The sequence below is a fragment of the Nostoc sp. CHAB 5715 genome (genome assembly GCF_020829685.1).
Lineage (GTDB): Bacteria > Cyanobacteriota > Cyanobacteriia > Cyanobacteriales > Nostocaceae > Nostoc.
Genome location: NZ_JAIVFR010000150.1, coordinates 1 through 10064, shown reverse-complemented (window position 1 = coordinate 10064; position 10064 = coordinate 1). Strand labels below are relative to the sequence as shown.

Below are 10064 nucleotides of genomic sequence, written 5' to 3'. Positions count from 1 at the left end.
GTGAAAATTTTGTTATGGTCGTCCTTAGTCATTTGTCCTTGGTCATTTGTGATTACAAAGGACAAATAACTAATGACTAATGACAGCAAAGAGAAAAATATTTCACAAATGATTTAGGACTGCTATACTAGATATATAAATATTTTATAACCCACGAAAGATTTAGATATCTTCAGCACTTTCTAATATCGGGGAATATACTTTACTCTCCACGTTGCACTCATGGAATCGTATGACGTTGTAATTATTGGCGCTGGTCATAATGGTTTAGTTTGTGCCGGCTACCTGCTAAAAGCTGGTTACAGCGTCCTGTTATTGGAAGGGCGATCGCTCCCCGGTGGCGGTTCTACAACTGAAGAACTTATGCCTGATGAAGCACCTGGTTTTAAATTTAGTCCTTGCGCGATTAACCATCTGTTTATTTTCTTAGGGCCAGTCATCCAAGAGTTGGAACTGCACAAGTACGGCTTGGAATATCTTAGCTGCGATCCAGTTGCCTTTTGCCCTAATCCTGATGGCAAGTATTTCTTAGCTCATAAGTCGGTGGAAAAGACTTGTGCGGAAATTGCCCGTTACAGTCAGCGTGATGCTGAAAAATACGCTGAATATGCCGATTTTTGGCAGCGCTTCATCAAAGGGATTGCTCCTTTCTTCAATGCACCACCCAAATCAATTGTTGATATTGCTGGTAATTACAATCTCAATAATCTGCAAGACTTATTTTCTCTTCTAGGTGGCTCTAACACAACCCTTGATTTAGTCCGTACCCTACTCAGCAGTGCTACAGATAATATTAACGAGTATTTCGATTCTGAGTTTCTCAAAGCACCTCTGGCTAGACTCTCAGCAGAACTGAGTTCCCCTCCCTCACAAAAAGCTATGTCCTTTGGGGCGATGATGATGATGTTGCGTCATAATCCCGGTATGGCAAGACCCCGTGGCGGTAGTGGTGGACTTGTGGAAGCTTTGGTGAAGCTGGTAAAAAGTCAAGGTGGTACGATTCTCACCGACCAAAAGGTAGAAAAAGTATTGGTAGATAATGGTAAAGCTGTGGGTGTGCGGGTTGCTGGTGGCAAAGAATATCGTGCTAACAAAGGTGTAATTTCAAGTATTGATGCCAAGCGCTTATTCTTGCAACTAATGGATAGTAGCGATGTCGATAGTAGCGATGGCAACTTGCGCGAAAGGTTAGACCGCCGCATCATCAACAACAATGAAACCATCCTCAAAATCGATTGTGCTTTATCTGAACCATTGCGCTTTGTCCATCACAATCATCAAGATAATTATCTGATGGGTTCTATTCTGATTGCTGATTCCGTCAATCATGTAGAACAAGCTCATAGTTTGATTACTCTGGGCAAAATTCCTGATGAAGATCCGTCGATGTATGTGGTGATGCCTACCGGACTCGACCCATCGATGGCACCGTCCGGCAAGCACACATTATGGATAGAGTTTTTTGCTCCTTATCAAATTGCTGGTGCAGAGGGTACAGGTTTAAAAGGTACGGGTTGGACGGATGAACTGAAAAACAAAGTTGCAGACAAGGTGATTAATAAACTGGCGCAGTATTCGCCCAATCTTCAACATTCAATCATCGCCCGTCATGTCGAAAGTCCGGCTGAGTTGGGAGAACGGTTAGGGACTTACAAAGGTAATTATTACCATATTGATATGACCTTAGAGCAGATGCTTTGCTTCCGTCCGTTGCCGGAATTAGCTAACTACAAAACACCAATTGATAACTTGTATCTTACTGGTGCTGGAACTCATCCGGGTGGTTCAATTTCCGGTTTGCCGGGACGCAACTGTGCGCGTGTGTTTTTGCATAATGAGCAACCCATTGCCCAGAAAATCAAGGAAGCAGGAGGTTCAATTAAATCTGCTTTCGCATCTGTCTTGAGGAATGAATTAGATTAAGAGGCTGTTTGTAAAAAAAGTAAATAGCATCAGGAAATTGCATGATTTCAAAGTTGAGTCTGAAGTAGGTAAACGACGACAGATGAGATTTTGTGAGGTTTCTTGAGTAAGTTCCTGATGCTTCTTAGCCGAAAGGATCAAAAGTCTATAAAATGCTTACAGATACTTCCTGTGGCACTTTTATATTCCCCAATAGACAGAGAACTGCGACCGTAATAGTAACTAATATGTGGGTGTAGTAGAGTTATTAAGGAATATTTACAATGGCAACTGAAACTAACAAAGCGATTGAATTATCTACTGAAGCTAAAGCCTATAACGGTGTTGATCGCAATGCTTGGATTTTTGGGTGGAATCCTCAACAAGAACTGTGGAATGGGCGTTTAGCGATGATTGGCTTTGTTTCTTACCTACTTTGGGATTTGGCTGGCAATAGCTTAGTACGTGACGTACTCCACTTGGTTCGCTAAATCTTCGCTTATATTTATCCCCACCTTGGGGGAAATCAATAAAGAACAACTTAGTAGCGTCTTAGTACTTAACCTACGGGTGATATAAAGTTTAATGCCGAGGTTATAAATGGACGCACTAATCCAATTGCGAAGGAGAAAAATATGATAACTAAAAACACAATACGTGCATTAGGAGTATTTGCTAATTCTCAAGGGATAGAGGAAGCAATTAATGAATTGAAAACTGCAAACTTTCCTATGGAAAAAGTTTCTGTCATTGCTAAAGATGTAGAGCAGGGGGAACACCTTAGCGAAACCCAAATAAGCGATCGCATCGGCGATCAAGAAGTCAATTCAACCGGAGCAGTAAGAGAGACACTGGCAGCAACTACTTGGGGTAGCGTGTTAGCTGGTTTGAGTAGTCTGGCACTTCCCGGTTTAGGAGCCGTGCTAGCAGCAGGTTCTGTAGGTGTAGCATTAGTTAGTAGTGTTGCAGGTGTTGCTGTGGGAGCCGCAGCAAATCAGAATTTACTAAAGGCATTAGGTGATTTAGGCATTCCTGAAGATAGAGCCAGAGTTTATAGCGATCGCCTCCAGCAGAGTTATTATTTGCTCATACTAGAAGGCTCAGAAGAAGAAATTCACCGCGCCGAACCGATATTACGCGATCAGGGTATTGAATATTGGGGCGTTTATGATTCCCCGCAGGCTTCAAATGGTGGGGTAAATTAGCGCTTTGTTCAAACAAAAATGTTTTTCACAGGTGTTGCTATATCTGTGCATTGAATCAGAATTTTTAACGAATTCTTATAGCGTTTATTGTGCGGGTTATCTTAGGAAAAATAACGGAGTAAACCTGATGGGCAGACAGCAGCATACCTGTGAAATCGACCAACTCCTGAAAACATTTGATGCTTTAATCCAGCTATCCCAAGCTAGCTTTGACTATCAGTTACTGCTGGCAGATATTTGGGTAAAAGCATTTTCGGAACTGACACGGGAGTTAGCCTCTTACCAAGCCAAGGGTGAAGCAATTGAGAATTTGCGACAGTTTTTGGAAGTCTGGAGTAGTATATTTGACCGAGAATTTGCACAGAAGTTCCGTTCAGAGGATGCCCAGGCAATTCAAGGGAAATTCTTGAGGGTAGGCATGAAGTTTTGGCTCGAACAACAACAGCTGCTAGAAGGAGTTCGCAAGAAGCTTGAGGTGCCGATTTGTAATCAGGTGGATGAAAACAAGGTTTAATTTCATTTAGTTATTTCTACCTTTTTTGTTAGTCCTAAAGCTAGATGTGATTTTTGGGATTAGAGGCCAAATTGTAATAAGTAATCAAATAAGATAAGAGCCATGAACACTGACAAAATAAGCAATTCTAACAATACCGAACGGACGACACTTGAAGGTGGAAGTAAAGAAGCTCTCAATAAAAAAACCTCTGTGCAATTTCTACTTAGCACAACACTGGGAGTTTTAACAATTATCCTAGCTGCTGTAAGCGCTTATTACGGGCTTATTCGGTTCTAATCCTATTTATTGAAACAGGACATTTTTGTTTTTTGATGACATTGAAATTTCAGATATAACATGATCCTCAGCAAAATGTATGGTAGTGCTTTTAGTTTCTCAAAAACCCTTATTTGGGTAAAAGCACTGCCATATTTTTCTAAGGCTTGAACTTTCGTTTTTCTCATCCAAAATGTTATCAGGAAACGATGCACGAGTCTATCGAGCTAATCGAAAAGCTAGTTAATAGCGTAGATATCTTCAACCGCCTGCGCGAACAAGAGATTCAGATTGGGGTGACACCTAAGCAAGAGGTTTACCGGGAAGACAAGGTAGTACTATACCACTTCCAATCCCAGGTGGATAAGTTGTTTAATATTCCGATCCTAATTGTTTATGCCTTAGTTAACCGTCCCTACATTGTAGATTTACAAGAGGGGCGATCGCTTGTTGCCAATTTACTCAACCTTGGTCTAGATGTTTACTTGATTGACTGGGGATATCCTAACCAAGACGATCGCTGGCTCAGTATTGATAAATACATCAATGGATATATCAATAACTGTGTAAATATCATCCGCGATCGCCACAACTTAGAGCAGATTAACTTATTGGGAATTTGTCAGGGGGGAACCTTCAGTCTTTGCTACAGTTCCCTTTACCCAGAAAAGGTAAAAAACCTAATTACTATGGTTACGCCAGTCGATTTTCACATCAATGAAGGACTTCTCAATGTATGGAGTGGAAGCAGTTTAGGGAAACAAGCATTAGATGTGGATCTTCTAGTTGACACTTTAGGTAACATTCCTGGCAACTTTCTCAACTTTGTCTTCGTAATGCTGAAGCCTTTTCAGTTGGGTGTCAAAAAGTATATTGATCTACTGGAGATTGTTGAATATGAGGACAAGCTGCTCAATTTTCTCCGCATGGAAAAGTGGATTTTTGACAGTCCAGATCAAGCTGGAGAGACTTTTCGACAATTTATTAAGGACTTCTATCAAGAAAACAAATTAATTAAAGGTCAAATTGAGATTGGCAATAAGCGAGTAGATTTGGGGAATATCCACATCCCAATTTTAAACATTTATGCCGAACAGGATCATCTAGTTTTACCGGCATCATCTTTAGCTCTTGAGAAATATGTTGGCAGTGTTGATTATACAGTGCGATCGTTTCCAGTTGGACATATTGGTATGTATGTGAGCAGCAAAGTTCAAAAAGACCTACCGCCAACAATTGCCGATTGGCTGAAGGCGCGAGAATAATTGTAGATTCCCAGTTATTGAAAAGTAGGGCTATTTCATTGTATACATAAACCGCCCAGAACTAAAGTTCTAGGCTAATAGCTAAAGTCCGTTAAAACGGGCTAGAACCTTTCCTCAGTCATCTTTAGATGACTTTCGCTATTAGACTCAGAATTCATTCTGAGGCGGGCTAGATGAGAATGAAATAGCCCTGATTAAAAAGCATCCTCTAGGCTTCGTTGAACGGTCTGAAAAACTGCTCAAAAGTATTGAAAAAATCCATTATTATATTTACTCCTCTTGAATGGTGTTTATGCTGTCTATTTATATTAATACTTATATTTTTTTATACAAAATCCCATTTACTTCTAAAGAATGATTTATTGATATTAAAAATATTATAAATTAATATTACAGTCTTTAATATGTTTATTTTAGCAAAATAAATCATTCAAGCAAAAGCAATTTTTTACAGAATAGGACTTACGCATGAGTCACGGAATAACGAACCGCGAACGCGAGTGCGTCTCGCAGAGAAGGCACGAAGGACACGTTCGCCCTTGGCGTCTCCGACAGGAGAAGGAATAAGAGTTGCAGAGAGTTTTTGCGTAAGTCCTGAGAAGTTAGAAATAATAATTGATTTAAAATTCAAAGTTGTTTCATTATTTTCAATTTTTAATTCCCTAAAGTGATGAGAAGTATGGAAGAAGCTTATATTGTCTCAGCAGTACGCACACCGCTTGGTAGATTTGGAGGTGTCTTGGCAGATTTGTCTCCAGTAGACTTAGGTGCGATCGCCATGCGTGCAGCCTTGGAACGAGCGGGAGTATCAGGAGAAGCTTTAGACTTGTATATTTTTGGTAATGTACTTAGCGCCGGACATGGGCAATCATTACCTCGTCAAGCAGCTTTCAAAACTGGAATTCCGCAGAAGGTGAACGGATATGCAGTAAATATGGTGTGTTCATCGGGAATGATGAGTGCGATTAACGGCGTTACCGCTATTCGTTCTGGTGATGCCCAAATGGTACTGACTGGAGGCATGGAATCTATGTCCCAGACAGGTTTTTTGCTATCGCAACGAGCTAGATGGGGCTACAAATCCTTATTAGGTTCACCAGAACAACTCACCGATGTTTTACTGCATGACGGACTCACCGATCCCATCAGTGGCGAAACGATGGGAGAGCAAGCAGAACAACTGGCAACTGCTTACCAAATTACGCGGGATGAGTTGGATGAAGTAGCTTTCTTTTCCCAAGCTAGAGCAGCCCAAGCGACTGAGCAAGGCTTGTTTAAAGAAGAGATTGTACCAATTGAGATTGCAGGTAAGAAAGGTTTACAAGTTGTAGATCAAGATGAAGGAATTCGCCCCGAAACTACTTTAAAAACTCTTGCTGGGCTGAAGCCTACTTTCAGATCAGATGGGGTGTTCACGGCTGGTAACAGCAGTCAAATATCCGATGGAGCGGCAGCTCTAGTTTTGGCAAGTAAAACAGCAGTAGAACGCTACCAACTCAATCCTCTAGCACGGTTGATTGGTGGAGTATGGACAGGAGGAGAAGCTTGGCGGTTCCCCGAAGTTCCCATCTTGGCAGTGAACAAGCTTTTAGACAAACTCAAAATGAAAATTTACGATTTTGATTTGTTTGAAAACAACGAAGCCTTTGCTCTGAGCAATGTATTGTTCAATCGGGAGTTGGGCGTTCCTTATGAAAAATTAAATGTCTATGGCGGGGCGATCGCTTTAGGGCATCCCATTGGGGCTTCAGGAGCGCGAATCTTAGTAACACTACTCAACGCTTTGCAGCAGCAAAACGGGCAGTTTGGATTGGCAGCAGTTTGTCACGGGACTGGTGGCGGTACTGCGATCGCACTGGAGAGGCTGAGATAATTCGTAGTTCGTAATGACGCTCGCGGACTCGCTACCGCTACGCTAACGTAATTCGTAATTAAGAGTGCCAAATACGAATTATTTTAACTGTTGTGAAATTTTGAATTGGTTTAACTTATGGCATCTTTGGGATTGGAAGATCAAGTGGTTTTGGTAACTGGCGGTAATCGGGGAATCGGAGCTGCGATCGTCAATCTGCTTTTGGAGTTGGGAGCTAAAGTAGCTTACACCTACCGCAGCGATTACAATCCGCAGATGGGGAGTTTGGCAATCTCAGCCGATGTCACCGATAAAGCAGCTATGGAGGCAGTGACACAAAAGGTTGAAGAGAAACTTGGCCCAATCTACGGGGTTGTGGCTAATGCTGGAATTACGCGAGACAATTTTTTCCCAAAACTGACAACGGCAGACTGGGATGCAGTAATTGACACTAACTTGAAAGGAGTGTACAACACCTTAAAACCCGTTATTCCCAAGATGTACGAACGGCATTCTGGCTCTGTTGTCTGTATCACTTCAATTTCCGGCGAACGAGGAAATCTCGGCCAGACAAACTACGCAGCATCCAAGGCAGGAACGATTGGCTTGACAAAATCTCTGGCTCTAGAAGCGGCGCGTTACGGAGTGCGGGCTAATACTGTGTCACCGGGATTTATTGAGACTGATATGCTCACCCCGATTTCAGATAAAGTCAAGCAACGGATTTTGTCTGAGATTCCTCTGTCTCGCTTTGGGAAACCGGAAGAGGTTGCTTGGGCAGTAGCATTTCTGCTCTCGCCAATAGCCAGCAGCTACGTTACTGGTACAGTTGTACGAGTTAACGGCGCTCATCACACATGAGTAGGGGATGGGGTATTGGGGGGATTAGGAATTTAAATTCCAATCTTTAATAAATGACAAATTTAAATGGGAGTAACTGTGAACATGGGATTTGAAAAGCGGCAAATAGATGTAAATGAACTCAATATTCGCTATTTGACAGGGGGTAATGATGATCCACCGTTAGTTCTGATACATGGAGTCGGTGATAGCGCTGTTGATTGGTCTTGGGTAATATCTGCTCTAGGAACTAAACATCGTGTTATAGCCGTAGATTTCCCAGGTGCTGGGGATAGTGCTAAACCCAAGCGTGAATATTCGCTGGAATTTTTGACAGAATTCTTAGCCGATTTTCTCAACGCTTTAGAAATTCAACGGGCAGTACTCGTAGGCAATTCCTTAGGTGGTTTGATTGCTCTACGCTTTGCGTTGTCAAATCCCGAACGTGTACCAGCATTAGTACTGGTAGACAGTATAGGATTTAGCCAATTCGTCAACCCACTTCTGTCAAATTTGACTTTGCCCTTGTACGGAGAGTTAGCGATCGCCTGGAGCCAAACACCTTTGGGCGCGAAGCAAAGGGCGTGGTCACGGGCGGCGTTGCTTTTTGCTAATCCCTTGCAAGTTCCCAACACATGGCTAGCAGAACAAGAGCGGCTGGGGCTTGTTCCAGGCTTTTTAGAAGCAAATTTATCTATACTGCGTTCTCAAATATATGTATTAGGACAGAAGCAGATAGTACTCGACTACCTACCAAAGGTAGAGATGCCGACCCTGGTTGTATGGGGTATTAATGACTTAGTTTTGCCGAATTATCAAGCTCAAGATGCAGTCAGCCGTCTAAAGCAAGGACACCTAGCTTTGATACCCAATTGCGGGCACTTACCCCAAGTCGAGCGTCCTGAATTATTTACCGACGCATTGAACCAGTTTCTTGCTTGTCATTTGTGAATGGAACTGGGGACTAGGGACTCTAGGAATGAATTTTAATTCCCAATCCCCAGTACCCAATCCCCAATCCCCAATCCCTTTTAAGGAGTAACACTTATGAAATTAAAGCCAATCAATCAGCAGGTTGTTTCCGTCGTTGGAGCCTCCAGTGGTATCGGACGAATTACAGCTCTTGAGTTTGCTAGACGCGGGGCAAAAGTGGTAGTCTCCGCTCGCGGTGAGTCGAAGCTAAAGTCTTTAGTGGAGGAGATTCGCAGCTTTGGCGGTGAGGCAACTTATATTGTGGCCGATGTGGAAGTATTTGACCAAGTTAAGGCGATCGCAGATAAAACTGTGGAAGTTTACGGGCGACTCGATACATGGGTACATGTCCCCGCCATCGGCATCTTTGCCACTTTCGACAATACAACACCAGAAGAGTTTAAGCATGTTATTGATGTCGATCTCATGGGACAGGTGTATGGTGCAATGGCAGCCTTACCCCATCTGAAGCGTGAGGGAGGGGGGGCACTGATCCATGTCTCTTCTGTGGAAGGTACGCGATCGCTCCCCTACCAAAGTGCTTACTCGGCAGCCAAGCACGGGGTCGAGGGTTTTATCGAAGCCATGCGCGTTGAGTTGCAACATGAAAAATGGCCTATCAGCGTCACAAGTGTAAAGCCAGCAGTGATCAACAGTCCCTTCTGGAACAATGGGCTGACGAAATTAGGCGTAAAGCCTGCCGGGATACCACCTTACTACGAGCCTAAACTTGTAGCTGATGCTATCCTCTACGTAGCCGAACATCCAACTCGTGACTACTTAGTTGGGGATGTAGCTAAAATATTAGATTTGGTACAGCGCATCTCACCACCATTAGTAGATTCACTATTACTGCTTGTCGGCTTCAAGTTACAGCATAGTTCCGAGCCGAAGTCTGAAGATGCACCAAATAATTTTTACCAACCTGTTGCTGAACACGACAAAGTAATCGGAGAAATAGAACCCCGTAGGGGTGATACATGGGCGTCAGGGGCGGAATATCCGGGGCGAAGATCGTAAAATCCGGGAAAACAGGGCAGGGGAACAATTTTTTAGCAATTATAAACATCCGCATGGCAGAAAGTATTTTAAAAGATTATTTAACGCTAACCAAAGAATATTATGATTACGTCAAAGTTGTTTTTAGTTTCGGACGAAACGTCTGTTAACCTGGATAATGAAGATATATTATCCATTAATTTATTAGATGATGTCTTTGAAAAGGATTTCCCGGTCCTGCTGGACAGTGTCATCAT

10 protein-coding genes are annotated in these 10064 nt (G+C 42.6%); all 10 read left to right on the top strand.

Annotated elements, in window-relative coordinates:
* Positions 1–222: 222 nt before the first annotated feature.
* The 10 genes from crtO to LC574_RS10700 all read left to right on the top strand — a co-directional run bounded on the left by crtO (position 223) and on the right by LC574_RS10700 (position 9828).
* Positions 223–1923 carry a beta-carotene ketolase CrtO gene (gene crtO / locus LC574_RS10745; protein WP_229453514.1) on the top strand — a complete coding sequence of 567 codons (1701 nt, stop codon included), beginning with the start codon at positions 223–225 and terminating at the stop codon, positions 1921–1923.
* Between the two features lie 263 nt (positions 1924–2186).
* On the top strand, positions 2187–2393 hold the full coding sequence (locus LC574_RS10740; RefSeq protein ID WP_229453513.1) for a chlorophyll a/b-binding protein: 207 nt from the start codon (positions 2187–2189) through the stop codon (positions 2391–2393).
* A gap of 144 nt (positions 2394–2537) precedes the next feature.
* Positions 2538–3107, top strand: a complete 570-nt coding sequence (locus LC574_RS10735) for a general stress protein (RefSeq protein ID WP_229453512.1) — start codon at positions 2538–2540, stop codon at positions 3105–3107.
* A gap of 127 nt (positions 3108–3234) precedes the next feature.
* Positions 3235–3621 carry a poly(R)-hydroxyalkanoic acid synthase subunit PhaE gene (locus LC574_RS10730; protein ID WP_229453511.1) on the top strand — a complete coding sequence of 129 codons (387 nt, stop codon included), beginning with the start codon at positions 3235–3237 and terminating at the stop codon, positions 3619–3621.
* Positions 3622–3723: 102 nt separating this feature from the next.
* Complete coding sequence (locus tag LC574_RS10725) at positions 3724–3900, top strand: hypothetical protein (RefSeq protein ID WP_229453510.1); 177 nt, start codon at positions 3724–3726, stop codon at positions 3898–3900.
* Positions 3901–4088: 188 nt separating this feature from the next.
* Complete coding sequence (gene phaC / locus LC574_RS10720; protein WP_229453509.1) at positions 4089–5144, top strand: class III poly(R)-hydroxyalkanoic acid synthase subunit PhaC; 1056 nt, start codon at positions 4089–4091, stop codon at positions 5142–5144.
* A 679-nt stretch (positions 5145–5823) separates the two neighbouring features.
* Complete coding sequence (locus tag LC574_RS10715) at positions 5824–7017, top strand: thiolase family protein (RefSeq protein ID WP_229453508.1); 1194 nt, start codon at positions 5824–5826, stop codon at positions 7015–7017.
* A 117-nt stretch (positions 7018–7134) separates the two neighbouring features.
* Positions 7135–7857: an acetoacetyl-CoA reductase PhaB gene (gene phaB / locus LC574_RS10710; RefSeq protein WP_229453507.1), complete on the top strand. Its 723-nt coding sequence runs from the start codon at positions 7135–7137 to the stop codon at positions 7855–7857.
* Between the two features lie 66 nt (positions 7858–7923).
* Positions 7924–8787, top strand: coding sequence for an alpha/beta fold hydrolase (locus tag LC574_RS10705; protein ID WP_229453506.1), 864 nt, complete (start codon positions 7924–7926; stop codon positions 8785–8787).
* 96 nt (positions 8788–8883) lie between these two features.
* Positions 8884–9828, top strand: a complete 945-nt coding sequence (locus LC574_RS10700) for an SDR family oxidoreductase (RefSeq protein ID WP_229453505.1) — start codon at positions 8884–8886, stop codon at positions 9826–9828.
* Positions 9829–10064: the final 236 nt, after the last annotated feature.

Coding starts and splice junctions, on each gene's coding strand:
- crtO (WP_229453514.1), top strand. CDS start 223: ATGGAATCGTATGACGTTGTAATTATTGGCGCTGGTCATAATGGTTTA.
- LC574_RS10740 (WP_229453513.1), top strand. CDS start 2,187: ATGGCAACTGAAACTAACAAAGCGATTGAATTATCTACTGAAGCTAAA.
- LC574_RS10735 (WP_229453512.1), top strand. CDS start 2,538: ATGATAACTAAAAACACAATACGTGCATTAGGAGTATTTGCTAATTCT.
- LC574_RS10730 (WP_229453511.1), top strand. CDS start 3,235: ATGGGCAGACAGCAGCATACCTGTGAAATCGACCAACTCCTGAAAACA.
- LC574_RS10725 (WP_229453510.1), top strand. CDS start 3,724: ATGAACACTGACAAAATAAGCAATTCTAACAATACCGAACGGACGACA.
- phaC (WP_229453509.1), top strand. CDS start 4,089: ATGCACGAGTCTATCGAGCTAATCGAAAAGCTAGTTAATAGCGTAGAT.
- LC574_RS10715 (WP_229453508.1), top strand. CDS start 5,824: ATGGAAGAAGCTTATATTGTCTCAGCAGTACGCACACCGCTTGGTAGA.
- phaB (WP_229453507.1), top strand. CDS start 7,135: ATGGCATCTTTGGGATTGGAAGATCAAGTGGTTTTGGTAACTGGCGGT.
- LC574_RS10705 (WP_229453506.1), top strand. CDS start 7,924: ATGGGAGTAACTGTGAACATGGGATTTGAAAAGCGGCAAATAGATGTA.
- LC574_RS10700 (WP_229453505.1), top strand. CDS start 8,884: ATGAAATTAAAGCCAATCAATCAGCAGGTTGTTTCCGTCGTTGGAGCC.